Here is a 20,966-nt window from a genome sequence, read left to right on the forward strand (position 1 = left end):
GAAGAAGTTGAAATCGTTGGTATCAAAGAGACTGCGAAGTCTACCTGTACTGGCGTTGAAATGTTCCGCAAACTGCTGGACGAAGGCCGTGCTGGTGAGAACGTTGGTGTTCTGCTGCGTGGTATCAAACGTGAAGAAATCGAACGTGGTCAGGTTCTGGCGAAGCCAGGCTCAATCAAGCCACACACCAAGTTCGAATCTGAAGTGTACATTCTGTCCAAAGACGAAGGCGGCCGTCATACTCCGTTCTTCAAAGGCTACCGTCCACAGTTCTACTTCCGTACAACTGACGTGACCGGTACCATCGAACTGCCAGAAGGCGTTGAGATGGTAATGCCAGGCGACAACATCAAGATGGTTGTGACTCTGATCCACCCAATCGCGATGGACGACGGTCTGCGTTTCGCAATCCGTGAAGGTGGCCGTACCGTTGGCGCGGGCGTGGTTGCTAAAGTTCTCGGCTAATCGCTGATAACATTTGACGCAATGCGCATGAAAAGGGCATCATTTGATGCCCTTTTTGCACGCTTTCACATCAGAACCTGGCTCATCAGTGATTATTTTTGTCATAATCATTGCTGAGACAGGCTCTGCAGAGAGCGTATAATCCATAAAGGGATTAGCGTTTCGATTTGGCTCGCCTCGCAATCGCGGGGTGAAATTATTTGTAGAATTCTTCTGACAGGTTGGTTTATGAGTGCGAATACCGAAGCTCAAGGGAGCGGGCGCGGCCTGGAAGCGATGAAGTGGGTCGCTGTTGCCGTGCTGCTGATTGTGGCAATCGTTGGCAACTATCTTTATCGTGACATGATGCTGCCGCTCCGCGCGCTGGCAGTGGTGATTCTGATTGCTGCAGCGGGCGGTGTCGCGCTGTTGACGACTAAGGGTAAAGCGACCGTTGCTTTCGCTCGTGAAGCACGTACCGAAGTCCGCAAGGTCATTTGGCCGACTCGCCAGGAAACATTGCACACCACGCTGATCGTGGCTGCAGTGACTGCGGTAATGTCACTGATCCTGTGGGGACTGGATGGTATTCTGGTTCGCCTGGTTTCCTTTATTACTGGCCTGAGGTTCTAAGATGTCTGAAGCCCCTAAAAAGCGTTGGTACGTCGTTCAGGCGTTTTCCGGTTTTGAAGGCCGCGTAGCAACGTCGCTGCGTGAGCATATCAAATTACACAACATGGAAGAGTTATTTGGCGAAGTGATGGTTCCGACCGAAGAAGTGGTTGAGATCCGTGGCGGCCAACGTCGCAAAAGCGAGCGTAAATTCTTCCCGGGTTACGTGCTGGTTCAGATGGTGATGAACGATGCGAGCTGGCACCTGGTGCGCAGCGTACCGCGCGTGATGGGCTTTATCGGCGGCACGTCTGACCGTCCGGCGCCAATCAGCGATAAAGAAGTTGATGCGATTATGAACCGCCTGCAGCAGGTGGGTGATAAGCCGCGTCCGAAAACGCTGTTTGAACCGGGTGAAATGGTTCGTGTTAGCGACGGTCCGTTTGCTGACTTTAATGGCGTCGTTGAAGAAGTGGACTACGAGAAGTCCCGCCTGAAAGTTTCTGTTTCTATTTTCGGTCGTGCGACCCCGGTAGAACTGGACTTTGCGCAGGTCGAAAAAGCCTAAGCAGCGATCAAAAAAGCGGCGATTTAATCGTTGCACAGGGCGCGAGATTGGAATACAATTTCGCGCCTTTTGTTTTTATGGGCCCCGGCCCGTAAAACGAATTTTATTCACGGGGAGCCTCCCTGAGGCGCTATCACCCAATCAGAGGATTTTAGAATGGCTAAGAAAGTACAAGCCTACGTCAAGCTGCAGGTTGCAGCTGGTATGGCGAACCCAAGTCCACCAGTTGGTCCAGCTCTGGGTCAGCAGGGTGTGAACATCATGGAATTCTGTAAAGCGTTCAACGCAAAAACTGAATCCCTGGAAAAAGGTCTGCCAATCCCAGTCGTAATCACTGTTTACGCTGACCGTTCTTTCACTTTCGTTACCAAAACCCCTCCAGCAGCTGTTCTGCTGAAGAAAGCGGCTGGTATCAAGTCTGGTTCCGGTAAACCGAACAAAGACAAAGTGGGTAAAATTTCCCGCGCTCAGCTGCAGGAAATCGCGCAGACCAAAGCTGCCGACATGACTGGTGCCGACATTGAAGCGATGACTCGCTCAATCGAAGGTACTGCACGTTCCATGGGCCTGGTAGTGGAGGACTAAGAAATGGCTAAACTGACCAAGCGCATGTCCGTGATCCGTGACAAAGTTGATGCGACCAAACAGTACGACATCAACGAAGCTATCGCTCTGCTGAAAGAACTGGCAACTGCTAAGTTTGTTGAAAGCGTTGACGTTGCCGTTAACCTCGGCATCGACGCGCGTAAATCCGATCAGAACGTTCGTGGCGCAACTGTACTGCCACACGGTACTGGCCGTTCCGTTCGCGTAGCTGTATTTGCTCAGGGTGCAAACGCTGAAGCTGCTAAAGCTGCCGGCGCTGAACTGGTAGGTATGGAAGATCTGGCTGATCAGATCAAGAAAGGCGAAATGAACTTTGACGTTGTTATTGCTTCTCCAGATGCAATGCGCGTTGTTGGCCAGCTGGGCCAGGTTCTGGGTCCACGCGGCCTGATGCCAAACCCGAAAGTTGGTACTGTAACCCCTAACGTTGCTGAAGCGGTTAAGAACGCTAAAGCAGGTCAGGTTCGTTATCGTAACGACAAAAACGGCATCATCCACACCACCATCGGTAAAGTGGACTTTGACGCTGACAAACTGAAAGAAAACCTGGAAGCTCTGCTGGTTGCGCTGAAAAAAGCTAAACCAACTCAGGCGAAAGGCGTGTACATCAAGAAAGTTAGCATCTCCACCACTATGGGTGCAGGTGTTGCAGTTGACCAGGCTGGCCTGAGCGCTGCTGCAAACTAATGCCTTTACGTGGGCGGTGATTTTGTCTACAATCTTACCCCCACGTTTGCTAACAAAAGTTAGCGGCTAAAAGATTTGTTCGTTGGAGCCTGGCCTAATCCAGGCCTCCGTCGAAGACCGCAGGTGTTTCGCAAGAGACTTAATCCCCTGCGTAGACGGTGACAGAACGCTAAGATTATTTTTGGATACTCTGGCTTGTTTCTGCTCACCGTATTAAGACGCTCTTTCCGTTGGGGAGAGTGAAGTGAGTTCCGGAACATGAGTTCCGGCAAACATCCAGGAGCAAAGCTAATGGCTTTAAATCTTCAAGACAAACAAGCGATTGTTGCTGAAGTCAGCGAAGTAGCCAAAGGCGCGCTGTCTGCAGTAGTTGCGGATTCCCGTGGCGTTACTGTAGACAAAATGACTGAACTGCGTAAAGCAGGTCGTGAAGCTGGCGTATACATGCGTGTTGTTCGTAACACCCTGCTGCGCCGCGTAGTTGAAGGTACTCAGTTCGAGTGCCTGAAAGACACGTTTGTTGGTCCGACCCTGATTGCATACTCTATGGAACACCCGGGCGCTGCTGCTCGTCTGTTCAAAGAGTTCGCGAAAGCGAATGCAAAATTTGAGGTCAAAGCTGCAGCCTTTGAAGGTGAGTTGATCCCGGCATCGCAAATCGATCGCCTGGCAACCCTGCCGACCTACGAAGAAGCAATTGCACGCCTGATGGCAACCATGAAAGAAGCTGCGGCTGGCAAACTGGTTCGCACTCTGGCTGCTGTACGCGATGCGAAAGAAGCTGCTTAATCGCAGTTATCTTTATAAAGCATTTGCTTACGTATAAACTTATTCTGATTTTCAGGAACAATTTAAATGTCTATCACTAAAGATCAAATCATTGAAGCAGTAGCAGCTATGTCCGTAATGGACGTTGTAGAGCTGGTTTCTGCAATGGAAGAAAAATTCGGTGTTTCTGCTGCTGCTGCTGTAGCTGTAGCTGCGGGCCCGGCTGAAGCTGCTGAAGAAAAAACTGAATTCGACGTAATTCTGAAAGCTGCTGGCGCTAACAAAGTTGCTGTTATCAAAGCAGTACGTGGCGCAACTGGCCTGGGCCTGAAAGAAGCTAAAGACCTGGTAGAATCTGCTCCAGCTGCGCTGAAAGAAGGCGTGAGCAAAGACGACGCAGAAGCACTGAAAAAATCTCTGGAAGAAGCTGGCGCTGAAGTTGAAGTTAAATAAGCCAACTTTTCTGGTTGCAGCCTGAGTAATTAGGCTGATGGCTGGTGACTTTTTAGTCACCAGCCTTTTTGCGCTGTAAGGCATCAGTAGCATTTCACACTGTTTGACTGCTGATTGTCCTGACAATGCATGTTTCTATCGACGACTTAATATATTGCGACAGGGTGCTCGCTCTGTGTAAATCGCGACGAAATGATTTAAGCGTGATAGCAACAGGTATTGCGGAAAGTATTCAATTTTCCGGTCCACAAAATGGTGTTGCACAAACTGTCCCTTCGTCGGACAGATGGGTCGACTTGTCAGCGAGCTGAGGAACCCTATGGTTTACTCCTATACCGAGAAAAAACGTATTCGTAAGGATTTTGGTAAACGTCCACAAGTTCTGGACATTCCATATCTCCTTTCTATCCAGCTTGACTCGTTCCAGAAGTTTATCGAGCAAGATCCTGAAGGGCAGTACGGTCTGGAAGCAGCCTTCCGCTCCGTGTTCCCGATTCAGAGCTATAGCGGTAACTCCGAGCTGCAGTACGTCAGCTACCGCCTTGGCGAACCGGTGTTTGACGTTCAGGAATGTCAGATCCGTGGCGTGACCTATTCCGCACCGCTGCGCGTAAAACTGCGTCTGGTGATCTACGAGCGCGAAGCTCCGGAAGGCACCGTAAAAGACATTAAAGAACAAGAAGTCTACATGGGTGAAATTCCACTCATGACAGACAACGGTACTTTCGTAATCAACGGTACTGAGCGTGTTATCGTTTCCCAGCTGCATCGTAGCCCGGGCGTCTTCTTCGACAGCGATAAAGGTAAAACACACTCTTCCGGTAAAGTACTGTATAACGCACGCATCATTCCTTACCGTGGTTCATGGCTGGACTTTGAGTTCGATCCGAAAGACAACCTCTTTGTCCGTATCGACCGTCGTCGTAAGCTGCCTGCAACCATCATTCTGCGTGCACTGAACTATACCACTGAGCAGATCCTGGACCTGTTCTTTGAGAAAGTGATCTTTGAAATCCGCGACAACAAGCTGCAGATGGAGCTGGTGCCGGAACGTCTGCGTGGTGAGACCGCGTCGTTCGACATCGAAGCCGACGGCAAAGTGTATGTGGAAAAAGGTCGCCGTATCACCGCGCGCCACATCCGCCAGCTGGAAAAAGATGATATCAAACACATCGAAGTTCCGGTTGAATACATTGCAGGAAAAGTAGCCGCGAAAGATTACGTGGATGAATCAACTGGCGAGCTGATCTGCCCGGCGAACATGGAGCTGAGCCTGGATCTGCTGGCTAAGCTGAGCCAGTCTGGCCACAAACGTATCGAAACGCTGTTCACCAACGATCTGGACCACGGTGCGTATATCTCTGAGACTATTCGCGTCGACCCAACCACCGATCGTCTGAGCGCGCTGGTAGAAATCTACCGCATGATGCGTCCTGGTGAGCCACCAACTCGCGAAGCGGCGGAAAGCCTGTTCGAGAACCTGTTCTTCTCCGAAGACCGCTACGATCTGTCTGCGGTTGGTCGTATGAAGTTCAACCGTTCTCTGCTGCGCGACGAAATCGAAGGTTCCGGTATCCTGAGCAAAGACGACATCATCGAAGTGATGAAGAAGCTCATCGATATCCGTAACGGTAAAGGCGAAGTGGACGATATCGACCACCTCGGCAACCGTCGTATCCGTTCCGTAGGCGAAATGGCGGAAAACCAGTTCCGCGTTGGCCTGGTACGTGTAGAGCGTGCGGTGAAAGAGCGTCTGTCTCTGGGCGATCTGGATACCCTGATGCCTCAGGATATGATTAACGCCAAGCCGATTTCTGCAGCAGTGAAAGAGTTCTTCGGTTCAAGCCAGCTGTCTCAGTTCATGGACCAGAACAACCCGCTGTCTGAGATTACGCACAAACGTCGTATCTCTGCACTTGGCCCAGGCGGTCTGACCCGTGAACGTGCAGGCTTTGAAGTTCGAGACGTACACCCGACGCACTATGGTCGCGTATGTCCAATCGAAACGCCTGAAGGTCCAAACATCGGTCTGATCAACTCCCTGTCCGTGTACGCACAGACTAACGAATACGGTTTCCTTGAGACCCCGTACCGTAAAGTGACCGACGGTGTTGTAACCGATGAAATTCATTACCTGTCTGCTATTGAAGAAGGCAACTACGTTATCGCTCAGGCGAACTCCAACCTGGATGACGAAGGCCACTTTGTAGAAGATCTGGTTACCTGCCGTAGCAAAGGCGAATCCAGCTTGTTCAGCCGCGACCAGGTTGACTACATGGACGTATCCACCCAGCAGGTGGTATCCGTCGGTGCGTCCCTGATCCCGTTCCTGGAACACGATGACGCCAACCGTGCATTGATGGGTGCGAACATGCAACGTCAGGCCGTTCCAACTCTGCGCGCTGATAAGCCGCTGGTTGGTACCGGTATGGAGCGTGCTGTTGCCGTTGACTCCGGTGTTACTGCAGTTGCTAAACGTGGCGGTACTGTTCAGTACGTCGATGCATCCCGTATCGTTATCAAAGTTAACGAAGACGAGATGTATCCGGGCGAAGCAGGTATCGACATTTATAACCTGACCAAATATACCCGTTCTAACCAGAACACCTGTATCAACCAGATGCCTTGCGTGTCTCTGGGTGAGCCAGTTGAGCGCGGCGACGTGCTGGCAGACGGTCCGTCCACCGACCTCGGTGAACTGGCGCTCGGTCAGAACATGCGCGTAGCGTTCATGCCTTGGAACGGTTACAACTTCGAAGACTCCATCCTCGTCTCCGAGCGTGTGGTTCAGGAAGATCGTTTCACCACCATCCATATTCAGGAACTGGCATGTGTGTCCCGTGACACCAAGCTGGGGCCAGAAGAGATCACCGCTGACATCCCTAACGTGGGTGAAGCTGCGCTCTCCAAACTGGATGAATCCGGTATCGTTTACATCGGTGCGGAAGTGACCGGCGGCGACATTCTGGTTGGTAAGGTTACGCCTAAAGGTGAAACCCAACTGACGCCAGAAGAGAAACTGCTGCGTGCAATCTTCGGTGAGAAAGCGTCTGACGTTAAAGACTCTTCTCTGCGCGTACCAAACGGTGTTTCCGGTACGGTTATCGACGTTCAGGTCTTCACTCGTGACGGCGTTGAGAAAGATAAGCGTGCGCTGGAAATCGAAGAGATGCAGCTCAAACAGGCTAAGAAAGACCTGTCTGAAGAACTGCAGATCCTCGAAGCGGGTCTGTTCAGCCGTATCTATGCGGTGCTGGTTGCCGGTGGCGTTGAAGCTGAGAAGCTCGACAAACTGCCACGCGATCGCTGGCTGGAACTGGGCCTGACCGACGAAGAGAAACAAAATCAGCTGGAACAGCTGGCTGAGCAGTATGACGAACTGAAACACGAGTTCGAGAAAAAACTCGAAGCGAAACGCCGTAAAATCACTCAGGGCGACGATCTGGCACCAGGCGTGCTGAAGATTGTTAAGGTGTATCTGGCTGTTAAACGTCAGATCCAGCCTGGTGATAAGATGGCAGGTCGTCACGGTAACAAGGGTGTTATCTCTAAGATCAACCCGATCGAAGATATGCCGCACGATGCTAACGGTACGCCGGTAGATATCGTACTGAACCCGCTGGGCGTACCGTCTCGTATGAACATTGGTCAGATCCTGGAAACTCACCTGGGTATGGCTGCGAAAGGCATCGGCGATAAGATTAACGCCATGCTGAAACAGCAGCAGGAAGTCGCGAAACTGCGCGAATTCATCCAGCGTGCCTACGATCTGGGTACCGACGTGCGTCAGAAAGTCGACCTGAACACCTTCAGCGATGAAGAAGTGCTGCGTCTGGCAGAGAACCTGCGCAAAGGTATGCCAATTGCAACGCCGGTATTCGACGGTGCAAAAGAAGCTGAAATTAAAGAGCTGCTGCAACTGGGTGGTCTGCCAACGTCTGGTCAGATTACGCTGTTTGACGGCCGTACTGGTGAACAGTTCGAACGTCCGGTAACCGTAGGTTACATGTACATGCTGAAACTGAACCACCTGGTCGACGACAAGATGCACGCTCGTTCTACCGGTTCTTACAGCCTGGTTACTCAGCAGCCGCTGGGTGGTAAGGCACAGTTCGGTGGTCAGCGCTTCGGGGAGATGGAAGTGTGGGCGCTGGAAGCATACGGCGCGGCATACACCCTGCAGGAAATGCTTACCGTTAAGTCTGATGACGTGAACGGTCGTACCAAGATGTATAAAAACATCGTGGACGGCAACCATCAGATGGAGCCGGGCATGCCAGAATCCTTCAACGTACTGTTGAAAGAGATTCGTTCGCTGGGTATCAACATCGAACTGGAAGACGAGTAATTCTCGCTCAAACAGGTCACTGGTGCCGGGTTAACCCCCGGCACCAGATTGTGCTAACTCCGACGGGAGCAAATCCGTGAAAGATTTATTAAAGTTTCTGAAAGCGCAGACTAAAACCGAAGAGTTTGATGCGATCAAAATTGCTCTGGCTTCGCCAGACATGATCCGTTCATGGTCTTTCGGTGAAGTTAAAAAGCCGGAAACCATCAACTACCGTACGTTCAAACCTGAGCGTGACGGCCTTTTCTGTGCGCGTATTTTCGGGCCAGTAAAAGATTACGAGTGCCTGTGCGGTAAGTACAAGCGCCTGAAACACCGTGGTGTGATCTGTGAGAAGTGCGGCGTTGAAGTGACCCAGACCAAAGTGCGTCGTGAGCGCATGGGCCACATCGAGCTGGCGTCTCCGACCGCTCACATCTGGTTCCTGAAATCTCTGCCGTCCCGTATCGGTCTGCTGCTGGATATGCCGCTGCGCGATATCGAACGTGTTCTGTACTTCGAATCTTATGTGGTTATCGAAGGCGGGATGACGAACCTGGAACGTCATCAGATCCTGACTGAAGAGCAGTATCTGGACGCGCTGGAAGAGTTCGGTGACGAATTCGACGCGAAGATGGGTGCGGAAGCTATTCAGGCCCTGCTGAAGAGCATGGATCTGGAGCAAGAGTGCGAGCAGCTGCGTGAAGAGCTGAACGAAACCAACTCCGAAACCAAACGTAAAAAGCTGACCAAGCGTATCAAACTGCTGGAAGCGTTCGTTCAGTCTGGTAACAAACCAGAGTGGATGATCCTGACCGTTCTGCCGGTTCTGCCGCCAGATCTGCGTCCACTGGTTCCGCTGGATGGTGGTCGTTTCGCAACGTCCGATCTGAACGATCTGTATCGTCGCGTTATCAACCGTAACAACCGTCTGAAACGTCTGCTGGATCTGGCTGCGCCGGACATCATCGTACGCAACGAAAAACGTATGCTGCAGGAAGCGGTAGATGCCCTGCTGGATAACGGTCGTCGCGGTCGTGCGATCACCGGTTCTAACAAACGTCCTCTGAAATCTTTGGCCGACATGATCAAAGGTAAACAGGGTCGTTTCCGTCAGAACCTGCTCGGTAAGCGTGTTGACTACTCCGGTCGTTCTGTAATCACCGTAGGTCCATACCTGCGTCTGCATCAGTGCGGTCTGCCGAAGAAAATGGCACTGGAGCTGTTCAAACCGTTCATCTACGGCAAGCTGGAGTTGCGAGGACTCGCCACCACCATCAAAGCCGCTAAGAAAATGGTTGAGCGTGAAGAAGCTGTCGTTTGGGATATCCTGGACGAAGTTATCCGCGAACACCCGGTACTGCTGAACCGTGCACCAACTCTGCACCGTTTGGGTATCCAGGCATTTGAGCCAGTCCTGATCGAAGGTAAAGCTATCCAGCTGCACCCGCTGGTTTGTGCGGCCTATAACGCCGACTTCGATGGTGACCAGATGGCTGTTCACGTACCGCTGACGCTGGAAGCCCAGCTCGAAGCGCGTGCGCTGATGATGTCTACTAACAACATCCTGTCCCCAGCGAACGGTGAACCAATTATCGTTCCTTCTCAGGACGTTGTATTGGGTCTGTACTACATGACCCGTGACTGTGTTAACGCCAAAGGCGAAGGCATGGTGCTGACTGGCCCGAAAGAAGCTGAGCGTATTTATCGCGCTGGCCTGGCCTCTCTGCATGCGCGCGTTAAAGTGCGTATCACCGAATACGAAAAAGATGAAAACGGCGAATTCGTTGCGAAAACCAGCCTGAAAGACACGACCGTTGGCCGTGCCATTCTGTGGATGATCGTACCGAAGGGTCTGCCTTTCTCCATCGTCAACCAGGCGCTGGGCAAGAAAGCGATCTCCAAAATGCTGAACACCTGTTACCGCATTCTGGGTCTGAAGCCGACCGTTATCTTCGCTGACCAGACAATGTATACCGGCTTTGCTTACGCAGCGCGTTCAGGTGCATCTGTTGGTATCGATGACATGGTCATCCCAGAGAAGAAACACGAGATCATCTCTGAAGCGGAAGCCGAAGTTGCTGAGATCCAGGAGCAGTTCCAGTCTGGTCTGGTTACCGCGGGCGAACGCTATAACAAAGTTATCGATATCTGGGCAGCGGCGAACGATCGTGTATCCAAAGCGATGATGGATAACCTGCAGACCGAAACCGTGATTAACCGTGACGGCGTAGAAGAGCAGCAGGTTTCCTTCAACAGCATCTACATGATGGCCGACTCCGGTGCGCGTGGTTCCGCAGCACAGATTCGTCAGCTGGCAGGTATGCGTGGTCTGATGGCGAAGCCAGATGGCTCCATCATCGAAACGCCAATCACCGCGAACTTCCGTGAAGGTCTGAACGTACTCCAGTACTTCATCTCCACGCACGGTGCTCGTAAGGGTCTGGCGGATACCGCACTGAAAACTGCGAACTCCGGTTATCTGACGCGTCGTCTGGTTGACGTTGCGCAGGACCTGGTTGTGACCGAAGACGATTGTGGCACCCTCGAAGGTATCACCATGACCCCGGTTATCGAGGGCGGTGATGTTAAAGAGCCACTGCGCGATCGCGTTCTGGGTCGTGTAACCGCGGAAGACATTCTGAAGCCGGGTACTGCAGACATTCTGGTTCCACGCAACACGCTGCTGCACGAGCACTGGTGTGACCTGCTGGAAGCGAACTCTGTTGACTCCGTGAAAGTACGTTCCGTTGTATCCTGTGACACCGACTTTGGTGTATGTGCGCACTGCTATGGTCGTGACCTGGCGCGTGGCCACATCATCAACAAAGGTGAAGCAATCGGCGTTATCGCGGCACAGTCCATCGGTGAGCCGGGTACACAGCTGACGATGCGTACGTTCCACATCGGTGGTGCGGCATCTCGTGCGGCTGCTGAATCCAGCATCCAGGTGAAAAACAAAGGTAGCATCAAGCTCAGCAACGCGAAGTCTGTTGTTAACTCCGCTGGCAAGCTGGTTGTGACCTCTCGTAACACCGAGCTGAAGCTGATCGACGAATTCGGTCGTACCAAAGAGAGCTATAAAGTGCCTTACGGTGCGGTTATGGCGAAAGGTGATGGCGAGCAGGTTGCTGGCGGTGAAACCGTTGCAAACTGGGATCCACACACCATGCCGGTTATCACCGAAGTAAGTGGTTTCATCCGCTTCACTGACATGATCGACGGCCAGACCATTACTCGTCAGACGGACGAGCTGACCGGTCTGTCTTCTCTGGTGGTTCTGGATTCTGCTGAACGTACTACCGGTGGTAAAGATCTGCGTCCTGCACTGAAAATCGTTGATGCTCAGGGTAACGACGTTCTGATCCCGGGTACCGACATGCCTGCGCAGTACTTCCTGCCGGGTAAAGCGATCGTTCAGCTGGAAGATGGCATTCAGATCGGTGCGGGTGATGCTCTGGCGCGTATTCCACAGGAATCCAGCGGTACCAAGGATATCACCGGTGGTCTGCCACGCGTTGCGGACCTGTTCGAAGCACGTCGTCCGAAAGAGCCTGCAATCCTGGCTGAAATCAGCGGTATCATCTCCTTCGGTAAAGAGACCAAAGGGAAGCGCCGTCTGGTTATCACTCCAGTAGATGGCAGCGAACCGTACGAAGAGATGATTCCTAAGTGGCGTCAGCTCAACGTGTTCGAAGGTGAACGTGTAGAACGTGGTGACGTGGTTTCCGATGGTCCAGAAGCTCCGCACGACATTCTGCGTCTTCGTGGCGTACACGCAGTAACGCGTTACATCACCAACGAAGTACAGGACGTTTACCGTCTGCAGGGCGTTAAGATTAACGATAAGCACATCGAAGTTATCGTTCGTCAGATGCTGCGTAAAGCAACCATCGAAAACGCAGGCAGCTCCGAGTTCCTGGAAGGCGAGCAGGTTGAATACTCACGCGTCAAGATCGCTAACCGCGAACTGGAAGCGAACGGCAAAATCGGTGCGACCTTCTCGCGCGATCTGCTGGGTATCACCAAAGCGTCTCTGGCAACCGAGTCCTTCATCTCTGCAGCATCGTTCCAGGAAACGACTCGTGTCCTGACCGAAGCCGCTGTTGCAGGTAAACGTGATGAACTGCGCGGTCTGAAAGAGAACGTCATCGTGGGTCGTCTGATCCCGGCTGGTACCGGTTATGCGTACCATCAGGATCGTATGCGTCGTCGTGCTGCGGGCGAACTGCCAGCTGCACCGCAGGTGACTGCTGAAGATGCATCCGCGAGCCTGGCAGAACTGCTGAACGCAGGTCTGGGTGGTTCCGACAACGAGTAATCGTTGATGCCGTAAATAAAAAACCCGCCTCGGCGGGTTTTTTTACATCTGCATGTATTCAATTCACCAACGGGATCCGACGATAAAGCTCAATCATATCGCCCGCCAGATCCTGAATGACCATGGCGTTCATCAGGTGATCCTGCGAGTGGACGGTGATCAGGTTAACCGGAAGCTTCCCGGTCCCCTCATCAAGACCGATAAGCTGCGTCTGTATAGTGTGCGCATGCTTCACATATTCACGCGACTCTTCCATCGCTTTTTCAGCTTCGTCAAAATCACCTTTACGCGCCATCTGCAACGCCGTCAGGGCTGCACTGCGCGCCGCGCCCGCGTTGACCAGCAGTTCCATAATCGTGGTTTCTAAGTCTTCCATTATGACTCCAGAAGTTTGAGCGCTTTTTCCAGTACGGCATCACCTTTCATCATGCCGTAATCCATCATGTCGATCACCGCGACCTTTTTACCCAACGGGTCGGCCTGCGCCTGGAGTTTAGCCTGCTCGTATTTAACCTGTGGCCCCAGCAATACGATGTCGGCCGTCGCGATGTTGTCTTTAAACTCCGCAACCGGAACGGCTTTAATGGTGACTTCAACTCCTTTTTTCTGCGCGGCGTCTTTCATACGTTGAACCAGCATGCTGGTTGACATTCCCGCTGCACAGCATAAAACGATGTTCTTCATAATCAGCCTCGATCTACATGTGTTTATTGATAATTATCCCGTGCAGACCGCTTCAACAACCGCTTTACCGCGATTGTGTGTCAGGCATCACAAAGAAACCGGTGATTTTCTGAAACCGGTTACAATTTTGCATTGTCGGGCACCCGGCCCGTGGAAACGGGCTGGGTGAAAGAGGCAAGATTAGCTGATGGACGCTCGGTTAATGCGGTTTTTGCCCTGCTGTTTGGCGCTGTAGAGGGCGTTATCAACGCTCCCGACAAATTGCTCCAGCGGTTCAAAATGCCACTCTCCAAGACCGCCGCTGAACGTAACCCGCAGGTTTTCTTCCCGCCAGACGCGCTTTTCAACGGCGGTACGCCACGCTTCCAGCAATGAGAGCGCGGAAGACATCTGCTCAGCCTGGAAGATTACCGCGAACTCTTCTCCACCATAACGGTAAATTGAGACGTGATGTGGCTGCATGATCTGAATCCCTTCGCGAGCCACGTTACGCAGAACAATATCACCGGTCAGGTGGCCCAGCGTATCGTTAATTGACTTGAAGTTATCAATGTCTACCAGCGACATCGCGAAAGGCTGCTGGGCATTCAGCAGCTCCGCGACATCGCTGTCGAACGCGCGGCGGTTTTTACAGCCCGTCAGCGCATCATGAGTGGCCTGGCGAACATACGCCATTTCACGCTCTTTGTTGGACTGAATCGTGTGGCTCAGCATCGCTTCCAGGCGCGGCGCCTCGCTAACATCGCCAGTCTTGATGGCATTGATAATGTGCATCAGCACTGAACGCGAGGCGTGGCGGAGGTATAAGCCGAAGAGGATGATGATGATGGCGGCCAGCGCAAACCCCCAGCCAACGATTGTTGTTTCGTGACGGGTAATATCGGTGAGCGTCTCGCCAGAGACCCGGTAGATGACAAACCAGTCCGGGTTGGTAAACGAGTAGTAGTAATACCAGGCGTTGCTTTTCTTGTCGTAAAGATGACCTTCGCCGCTGGTCATTTTGTCCATCAGCGCTTCGCTCACGTACTGTTTGAACAGCGCGCCGGTATCCGGATGCAGCACCACGGCACCATCGCGTTCGACGACGAAGAATTCCCCCTGAACGGGCGCCACCATCTGGCGCAGGGTGAAGCCCATAGACGTCAAATCGAGATGGAAAGCGAGCGTTCCCTTCAGTCTCCCTTCAGGTGAAATCAAAGGCTTATAGAGTGTTACCGTCGGATGGCCAGTGAAGTAGTCCATGTAGGGACGGGTATAGTGACTGAAGATACTGGCTTCCGCCTGAGCGACGAACCACGGGCGTGTCCGGGGATCGAAGGTTTTACTCGTCTCCGTGGGGAGCACCTCTGGTGCGCGAAGATAATGCCCCTGCGTGTCCGCCAGCGAGATGGAGGAGACGGTCGGCATCAGGTTCTGCAAATGCATCATCATCTGCAGCCCTTGCATCGGGTTGACGTTGAGCGTCTCGTTTAGCCTGTCGTCGCGGGCAAAGTACATCGCGGAACGGCCTAGGATATAGTCGTTTTCACGCAGGATAGATTCGGTGTAGTTCACCGCCAGGTTATGCGTGAAGTTGCTATTGATCTTATGATAATCCTCAAGAAAATCCTTTCGTTGCGAAAGCGTTACCGCGATCGCGATCACCGCAAAACTGCAGAGGATCCCCGCAAAGCTGAGCATGATTGGCCGTGTAAAAGAGAGCTTTTTGCTGTGAAGTGCCATGAGCTGTACATCGTTCCTGATGGTGAATATTTTTCGTCTGCCGATATCCTCTCAGCATAGTCGCTGTCCTGCGGTTAGCGGTGAATTATACGGCGCACGATTTCTGACGAGATGATTTATCTTAAGAATCATTAAGAAAATACTTATTCATTTGCCGGGGGCAGTTTGTGAAATGAATCAGAAGCAGGGCGAAACGAGGAAGAAGCTTTTCGCCCCGGTCAGCATCCGTTGCTGACCTTGCGACAATAAAAAACCGGACGATCGATGACAATCATCCGGTTTTGCCTTTTCGTAGCGTCTCGACAAATTTCTATGATGTTGCTGTGCGTTTCAACGTCATTGCGAGGCCCTTCCCAGCCAGCTGTCCCAGTCTTTCCAGACAGGCTGAAGGCCCTGCGCCGTCAGGGCTGCGGCGACCGCTTCCGGACGTCGCCCGTCATGCGGCACAAACTGCTCCAGCTCCGGACGATCGTCGGCGTAGCCGCCAGGCTGCGTTTTGGAAAACGCGCTGACGTTGTTAATTGCAAGCGGGATAACGCGATCGCGAAACGCCGGGGACTCACGCGTTGAGAGCGATAATTCAACTTCCGGGGCGAGCAGGCGAAACGCGCAGATCGTCTGCACCAGCTGGCGTTCATCCATTAGCGAAGCCGGTTCGATCCCTCCCGCACAGGGGCGCAGGCGCGGGAAGGAGATGGAATAACGGCTCTGCCAGTAGTGCTGCTGGAGCCACAGCAGATGTTCCGCCACCATATAACAATCCACCCGCCAGCTGTCGGAGAGCCCGATCAGCGCACCCAGACCGATTTTGTCGATACCCGCGCGGCCGAGCCTGTCCGGCGTTTCCAGCCGGAAAAAGAAATCCTGTTTCTTACCCTTCAGGTGGTGCCGGGCGTACGTCGCCTCATGATAGGTTTCCTGGTAGACCATGACCCCGTCCAGCCCGAGGTTTTTGAGCTCTGCGTACTCCTCCTGCGACAGGGGCTGCACTTCCATCTGCAACGACGCAAACTGACGACGAATGGCGGGAAGGTGCTGACGGAAATAGTCCATTCCCACTTTTCCCTGATGTTCGCCCGTAACCAGCAGAAGATGTTCAAAGCCCATTTCACGAATGGCCGCACACTCCCGGGAAATCTCATCTTCATCGAGCGTTTTACGCTTGATGCGGTTGCTCATGGAAAAACCGCAGTAGGTGCAGTCATTGGCGCACAGGTTGGAGAGATAGAGCGGCACGTAGAAGCTCACCGTGTTGCCAAAACGCTGGCGGGTGAGCCGCTGTGCTCGCTGGGCCATCGGTTCGAGGTACGCGCTCGCCGCGGGGGAGAGCAGGGCCATCAGATCCTCGCGGGTCAGATGGCGGGCATGCAGCGCGCGCTCCACGTCAGCCGCCGTTTTGCTGTTGATGCGCAGGGCAATGTCGTCCCAGTTAAGCTGCCGCCAGCGCTCGGTAAACGTGCTCATGAGATCGCCTCCAGAAAACCGGTCAGCGGGCTGGTGGCCTGCGCCTGGAAACTGCGCGAACCGGGGCCGGCTCCCCTTGCCAGCAGGCCAGCCTCTACGGCCATGCGGAATGCACGCGCCATCATGACCGGGTCGTCGGCAACCGCGATGGCCGTATTCACCAGTACCGCGTCAGCGCCCATCTCCAGCGCTTGCGCGGCATGGCTGGGCACGCCAATGCCCGCATCAACGACCACCGGCACGGTGGCCTGCTCGATGATGATCTCCAGCATCGCGCGGGTTTCCAGCCCCTGGTTGGAGCCAATGGGGGCCCCCAGCGGCATAACGGCAGCGCAGCCGACCTCTTCGAGACGTTTGCACAGAACAGGGTCAGCGCCGCAGTAGGGCAGGACGGTAAACCCTTGCTGCACCAGCTTTTCAGCCGCTTTCAGCGTTTCAATCGGGTCGGGCAGCAGCCAGCGGGCATCCGGATGGATTTCCAGCTTTAGCCAGCGGGTGCCGAGCGCCTCGCGGGCCAGCTGCGCGGCAAAAATCGCCTCTTCGGCCGTTTTGGCGCCGGAGGTGTTGGGCAACAGCGTGACGCCTGCTTCCAGCAACGGAGCCAGAATGGCATCGCTGTGGTGGCGCAGATCCACGCGCTTGAGCGCCAGCGTCACCAGCTGGCTGCCGCTTTCGCGAATGGCATCCACCATTAGCTGCGGCGAGGCGAATTTTCCGGTTCCGGTAAACAGATGCGAATCAAAAACCTTATCGGCAATACGTAACATCTCAGCCCCCTGCGATAACCTGAAACAGCAGGATCTGGTCGCCTTCATTGACCTGCTGATGTTCCCACTGCTCGCGCGGCAGGATCTGTTGATTGAGCGCCAGCGCCGTTCCCGGCTTGAGCTGACGCAGCTTGTCGAGCAGTGCGGCAACGGTAAGCCCGTCGTCGCATCTCATCGGCTCATCGTTAAACAGAATGCGCATCGCGGTCTCCACATACCGGGCAGCGGCTGGCGCGGCGTAACGCCAGCTGGCGCCAGCCGGCTGAGCGGGCATCAAACAGCCGCAGCGTATTGCGTTCCGTCTCCATGCCGCTGAGCAGCTTGATGGCTTCCAGCGCCTGCATGGTGCCCATTACGCCGACCACCGGACCAAGAATGCCCGCCGTCCGGCAGTTGCGCGTCGGCTCGGCATCGTCCGGCCACAGGCAGCGATAGCAGCCCTGCGTCCACGGTGGCGTCAGAACCATCATCTGCCCGCCGAACCCCACCGCGCTGGCGGTGATAAGCGGCGTATGATTTGCCACGCACGCGGCGTTAATCGCCTGGCGCGTCGCCATGTTGTCGGTACAGTCCAGCACCACGTCGGCAAGGGCGACTTCACGGTGCAGGCTTTCACCGCTAAGACGCTCCTGTAAGGCAATCAGCTCGATATCCGGGTTTAGCTGGTTCAGCCGCTGCCGGGTGATTTTTGCTTTCGGCTGGTTGATATCCTCGGTGGTAAAGAGGATTTGTCGCTGCAGATTGCTGAGGTGAACCTCGTCGTCGTCGGCCAGCACCAGCGTACCGATGCCCGCACCTGCCAGATAAAGCGCGGCGGGCGCGCCTAATCCGCCCAGACCGACAATCAGCACCCGGCTGGCGAGCAGCTTTTGCTGCCCGTCGATGGCGATATCCTCCAGCAGGATCTGACGGCTGTAGCGCATAAAGTCACGATCGTTCATCGCCAGCTCCTGCCAGCTGTAACAGCTGTTCGGTGGCGGACTGCCAGTCTGCAGCCTGGGTGATGGCGCTGACGACGGCGATGCTGCCGACGCCGGTCTCCAGCACCGCCGGGACGCGTTCAAGGCTGATTCCGCCGATGGCGACGGTGGGGTAATCGGCAAGGCGTTTAACGTGACTCGCCAGCTGCGTCAGACCCTGCGGTGCGGAGGGCATCTGCTTGGTTTGCGTCGGGAAGACGTGGCCCAGCGCGATGTATGAGGGACGGGCCGCCAGGGCCACGTCGATCTCCATGTCATCGTGCGTTGACACGCCAAGACGCAGCCCGGCTTCACGGATAGCGCTCAGATCCGTTGTTTCGAGGTCTTCCTGACCCAGATGCACGCCGTACGCCTGGTGCTTAACGGCCAGTCGCCAGTAATCGTTGATAAACAGGCGGGCGTTATACCGACGCCCCAGCGCGATGGCGGCAACCACATCGGCTTCCACCTCGTCATCGCGCTTATCCTTGATGCGCAGCTGGAGGGTGCGAACGCCTGCCTCCAGCAGTCGCGCTATCCACGCCACGCTGTCCACCACCGGATAGAGCCCTAAACGGTAGGGGACGGGTGGGAAATCGGGCTGGTACATTACGCCTCCTCTTTTTTGAGGTAGATTTCGCCGCCTTTGGCGCGGAAGGTTTCAGACATGTCCGCCATGCCCACTTCAATGGTTTGCGCTGCGGTGTAGTCACGCACTTCCTGGCTGATTTTCATCGAGCAGAATTTTGGCCCGCACATAGAGCAGAAGTGCGCGACTTTGCCTGATTCCTGCGGCAGGGTCTCGTCGTGATAGGCGCGGGCGGTGAACGGATCCAGCGCCAGGTTGAACTGGTCTTCCCAGCGGAATTCAAAGCGCGCCTTCGACATGGCGTTATCGCGGATTTGCGCCCCCGGGTGGCCTTTGGCCAGATCCGCCGCGTGGGCGGCAATTTTGTAGGTAATCAGCCCCTGCTTCACGTCCTCTTTATTTGGCAGGCCGAGGTGCTCTTTCGGCGTCACGTAGCAGAGCATGGCGCAGCCGAACCAGCCGATCATCGCCGCGCCAATGCCTGAGGTGAAGTGGTCATAGCCCGGCGCAATATCGGTGGTCAACGGTCCCAGGGTATAGAACGGGGCCTCATGGCAGTGCTCCAGCTCTTCGGTCATGTTGCGGCGGATCATCTGCATCGGCACGTGTCCCGGGCCTTCAATCATTACCTGCACGTCATACTCCCAGGCGATTTTAGTCAGCTCGCCCAGCGTGTGCAGCTCGGCAAACTGCGCTTCGTCGTTGGCGTCGCGGATGGAGCCCGGACGCAGGCCGTCGCCCAGCGACAGGGAGACGTCATAGGCGGCGCAGATTTCGCAGATCTCGCGGAAGTGTTCGTAGAGGAAGTTTTCCTGGTGATGGGACAGGCACCACTTCGCCATGATGGAACCGCCGCGCGAGACGATACCGGTCAGACGCTTCGCGGTCATCGGCACGTAGCGCAGCAGCACGCCCGCGTGAATGGTGAAGTAGTCCACGCCCTGCTCGGCCTGCTCCAGCAGGGTGTCGCGGAACGCTTCCCAGGTGAGGTCTTCGGCAATGCCGTTGACCTTCTCCAGCGCCTGATAAATCGGGACGGTGCCAATCGGTACCGGGCTGTTACGCAGGATCCATTCGCGGGTTTCATGGATATAGCGGCCGGTGGAGAGATCCATTACCGTGTCCGCACCCCAGCGCGTGGACCAGACCAGCTTTTCCACCTCTTCTTCGATGGAGGAGGTGACGGCCGAGTTACCGATGTTAGCGTTGACCTTCACCAGGAAGTTGCGGCCGATAATCATCGGCTCGGATTCCGGGTGGTTAATGTTGGCGGGGATAATCGCGCGGCCGGCGGCCACTTCGTCACGTACAAATTCCGGCGTGATGTTCTCCGGCAGACGCGCGCCAAAGCCTTCACCAGGATGCTGATAGCGCAGCACTTCACTGCGGATACGCTCGCGACCCATGTTTTCACGGATGGCGATGAACTCCATCTCCGGCGTGACGATACCCTGGCGGGCGTAGTGCAGCTGGGTCACGCATTTACCTGCTTTAGCACGTTTTGGCGTCAGCAGGCCGGTAAAGCGCAACTCGTCCAGGCCGTCGTCGGCCAGGCGCTCTTTGGTGTACGCAGAGCTGAGCACGCTCAGCTCTTCGCAGTCGTTACGCGCGTCAATCCACGTCTGGCGCAGCTTTGCCAGCCCCTGCTGGACGTTGATGGCAACATCAGGATCGCCGTATGGGCCGGAGGTGTCATACACCGGCACGGCTTCGTTGTCTTCATACTGTGGATTCTCTTTGCTGCCGCCGATAAGCGTCGGGCTGAGCTGGATTTCGCGCATCGGGACGCGGATATCGTCCTGCGAGCCGGAAATGTAGATGCGTTTCGAGTTCGGGAAAGCGGTGCCTTCCAGGGTATCGATGAAGTGTTGGGCCTGTGCGCGCTGTTCGCGGCGGGTCAGTTTTGCAGTAGACATAGCTCATTCCAAAAGTGAAGGACATGGCTTGTCAGACGACGGATGAAGCAAGAGAGGATCGCCCGGGGGGCGATACAAC

18 protein-coding genes are annotated in these 20,966 nt (G+C 54.6%); 9 read left to right on the top strand and 9 right to left on the bottom strand.

Annotated elements, in window-relative coordinates; all coding sequences use genetic code 11:
* The 9 genes from USH94_RS21310 to rpoC all read left to right on the top strand — a co-directional run.
* A partial coding sequence (locus tag USH94_RS21310) for an EF-Tu/IF-2/RF-3 family GTPase (RefSeq protein WP_003863267.1) occupies positions 1-465 on the top strand: 465 nt, incomplete at its 5' end.
* Positions 466-693: 228 nt separating this feature from the next.
* Positions 694-1,077 carry a preprotein translocase subunit SecE gene (gene secE / locus USH94_RS21315; protein WP_014068449.1) on the top strand — a complete coding sequence of 128 codons (384 nt, stop codon included), beginning with the start codon at positions 694-696 and terminating at the stop codon, positions 1,075-1,077.
* A gap of 1 nt (position 1,078) precedes the next feature.
* Positions 1,079-1,624 carry a transcription termination/antitermination protein NusG gene (gene nusG, locus USH94_RS21320; protein ID WP_002438628.1) on the top strand — a complete coding sequence of 182 codons (546 nt, stop codon included), beginning with the start codon at positions 1,079-1,081 and terminating at the stop codon, positions 1,622-1,624.
* A 156-nt stretch (positions 1,625-1,780) separates the two neighbouring features.
* The gene (gene rplK, locus USH94_RS21325; RefSeq protein WP_008503452.1) at positions 1,781-2,209 is read left to right on the top strand and encodes a 50S ribosomal protein L11; all 429 of its coding nucleotides are present in this window, start codon (positions 1,781-1,783) and stop codon (positions 2,207-2,209) included.
* Positions 2,210-2,212: 3 nt separating this feature from the next.
* The gene (gene rplA / locus USH94_RS21330) at positions 2,213-2,917 is read left to right on the top strand and encodes a 50S ribosomal protein L1 (RefSeq protein WP_006810530.1); all 705 of its coding nucleotides are present in this window, start codon (positions 2,213-2,215) and stop codon (positions 2,915-2,917) included.
* Between the two features lie 291 nt (positions 2,918-3,208).
* Complete coding sequence (gene rplJ, locus USH94_RS21335) at positions 3,209-3,706, top strand: 50S ribosomal protein L10 (RefSeq protein ID WP_003862338.1); 498 nt, start codon at positions 3,209-3,211, stop codon at positions 3,704-3,706.
* 66 nt (positions 3,707-3,772) lie between these two features.
* Complete coding sequence (gene rplL, locus USH94_RS21340; protein ID WP_002445276.1) at positions 3,773-4,138, top strand: 50S ribosomal protein L7/L12; 366 nt, start codon at positions 3,773-3,775, stop codon at positions 4,136-4,138.
* Between the two features lie 319 nt (positions 4,139-4,457).
* Positions 4,458-8,486 (top strand): DNA-directed RNA polymerase subunit beta, encoded by a 4,029-nt coding sequence (rpoB, locus tag USH94_RS21345; RefSeq protein ID WP_032644498.1) that lies wholly within the window; start codon positions 4,458-4,460, stop codon positions 8,484-8,486.
* Positions 8,487-8,562: 76 nt separating this feature from the next.
* Positions 8,563-12,786, top strand: coding sequence for a DNA-directed RNA polymerase subunit beta' (gene rpoC, locus USH94_RS21350; RefSeq protein WP_023309968.1), 4,224 nt, complete (start codon positions 8,563-8,565; stop codon positions 12,784-12,786).
* A 58-nt stretch (positions 12,787-12,844) separates the two neighbouring features.
* Here rpoC and USH94_RS21355 read toward each other — a convergent pair whose 3' ends face one another.
* From USH94_RS21355 to thiC, 9 genes are all read right to left on the bottom strand, one after another.
* Entirely contained in the window at positions 12,845-13,162 is a 318-nt protein-coding gene (locus USH94_RS21355) for a PTS lactose/cellobiose transporter subunit IIA (protein ID WP_003862327.1), read from the bottom strand.
* Positions 13,162-13,470 (bottom strand): PTS sugar transporter subunit IIB, encoded by a 309-nt coding sequence (locus USH94_RS21360; protein WP_010425948.1) that lies wholly within the window; start codon positions 13,468-13,470, stop codon positions 13,162-13,164. Before USH94_RS21360 ends, USH94_RS21355 begins: the two co-directional genes overlap by 1 nt.
* Positions 13,471-13,650: 180 nt before the next feature.
* The gene (locus USH94_RS21365) at positions 13,651-15,192 is read right to left on the bottom strand and encodes a sensor domain-containing diguanylate cyclase (RefSeq protein ID WP_111966106.1); all 1,542 of its coding nucleotides are present in this window, start codon (positions 15,190-15,192) and stop codon (positions 13,651-13,653) included.
* 336 nt (positions 15,193-15,528) lie between these two features.
* On the bottom strand, positions 15,529-16,656 hold the full coding sequence (thiH, locus tag USH94_RS21370) for a 2-iminoacetate synthase ThiH (protein WP_111966107.1): 1,128 nt from the start codon (positions 16,654-16,656) through the stop codon (positions 15,529-15,531).
* Positions 16,653-17,423: a thiazole synthase gene (gene thiG, locus USH94_RS21375; RefSeq protein WP_111966108.1), complete on the bottom strand. Its 771-nt coding sequence runs from the start codon at positions 17,421-17,423 to the stop codon at positions 16,653-16,655. The genes thiH and thiG overlap by 4 nt, the downstream gene beginning before the upstream one ends.
* 1 nt (position 17,424) lies before the next feature.
* A complete protein-coding gene (thiS, locus tag USH94_RS21380) occupies positions 17,425-17,625 on the bottom strand; it encodes a sulfur carrier protein ThiS (RefSeq protein ID WP_032644502.1) in 201 nt (66 codons plus the stop codon).
* A complete protein-coding gene (locus tag USH94_RS21385) occupies positions 17,609-18,364 on the bottom strand; it encodes a HesA/MoeB/ThiF family protein (RefSeq protein WP_111966109.1) in 756 nt (251 codons plus the stop codon). Before USH94_RS21385 ends, thiS begins: the two co-directional genes overlap by 17 nt.
* Positions 18,351-18,992 (bottom strand): thiamine phosphate synthase, encoded by a 642-nt coding sequence (gene thiE, locus USH94_RS21390; RefSeq protein WP_111966110.1) that lies wholly within the window; start codon positions 18,990-18,992, stop codon positions 18,351-18,353. Before thiE ends, USH94_RS21385 begins: the two co-directional genes overlap by 14 nt.
* A complete protein-coding gene (gene thiC / locus USH94_RS21395; protein WP_111966111.1) occupies positions 18,992-20,887 on the bottom strand; it encodes a phosphomethylpyrimidine synthase ThiC in 1,896 nt (631 codons plus the stop codon). The genes thiE and thiC overlap by 1 nt, the downstream gene beginning before the upstream one ends.
* Between the last annotated feature and the right edge of the window lie 79 nt (positions 20,888-20,966).

This window comes from Enterobacter sp. 148H3, assembly GCF_034107425.1.
In the GTDB taxonomy this organism is placed as follows: domain Bacteria; phylum Pseudomonadota; class Gammaproteobacteria; order Enterobacterales; family Enterobacteriaceae; genus Enterobacter; species Enterobacter vonholyi.

Excerpts from the sequence above, each read along its gene's own strand:
- thiH (WP_111966107.1), bottom strand. The coding sequence starts at position 16,656 with ATGAGCACGTTTACCGAGCGCTGGCGGCAGCTTAACTGGGACGACATT.
- USH94_RS21355 (WP_003862327.1), bottom strand. The coding sequence starts at position 13,162 with ATGGAAGACTTAGAAACCACGATTATGGAACTGCTGGTCAACGCGGGC.
- rplK (WP_008503452.1), top strand. The coding sequence starts at position 1,781 with ATGGCTAAGAAAGTACAAGCCTACGTCAAGCTGCAGGTTGCAGCTGGT.
- thiE (WP_111966110.1), bottom strand. The coding sequence starts at position 18,992 with ATGTACCAGCCCGATTTCCCACCCGTCCCCTACCGTTTAGGGCTCTAT.
- thiS (WP_032644502.1), bottom strand. The coding sequence starts at position 17,625 with ATGCGCATTCTGTTTAACGATGAGCCGATGAGATGCGACGACGGGCTT.
- rplA (WP_006810530.1), top strand. The coding sequence starts at position 2,213 with ATGGCTAAACTGACCAAGCGCATGTCCGTGATCCGTGACAAAGTTGAT.
- secE (WP_014068449.1), top strand. The coding sequence starts at position 694 with ATGAGTGCGAATACCGAAGCTCAAGGGAGCGGGCGCGGCCTGGAAGCG.
- rplJ (WP_003862338.1), top strand. The coding sequence starts at position 3,209 with ATGGCTTTAAATCTTCAAGACAAACAAGCGATTGTTGCTGAAGTCAGC.
- rpoB (WP_032644498.1), top strand. The coding sequence starts at position 4,458 with ATGGTTTACTCCTATACCGAGAAAAAACGTATTCGTAAGGATTTTGGT.
- thiG (WP_111966108.1), bottom strand. The coding sequence starts at position 17,423 with ATGTTACGTATTGCCGATAAGGTTTTTGATTCGCATCTGTTTACCGGA.
- thiC (WP_111966111.1), bottom strand. The coding sequence starts at position 20,887 with ATGTCTACTGCAAAACTGACCCGCCGCGAACAGCGCGCACAGGCCCAA.
- USH94_RS21385 (WP_111966109.1), bottom strand. The coding sequence starts at position 18,364 with ATGAACGATCGTGACTTTATGCGCTACAGCCGTCAGATCCTGCTGGAG.
- USH94_RS21360 (WP_010425948.1), bottom strand. The coding sequence starts at position 13,470 with ATGAAGAACATCGTTTTATGCTGTGCAGCGGGAATGTCAACCAGCATG.
- nusG (WP_002438628.1), top strand. The coding sequence starts at position 1,079 with ATGTCTGAAGCCCCTAAAAAGCGTTGGTACGTCGTTCAGGCGTTTTCC.
- rplL (WP_002445276.1), top strand. The coding sequence starts at position 3,773 with ATGTCTATCACTAAAGATCAAATCATTGAAGCAGTAGCAGCTATGTCC.
- USH94_RS21365 (WP_111966106.1), bottom strand. The coding sequence starts at position 15,192 with ATGGCACTTCACAGCAAAAAGCTCTCTTTTACACGGCCAATCATGCTC.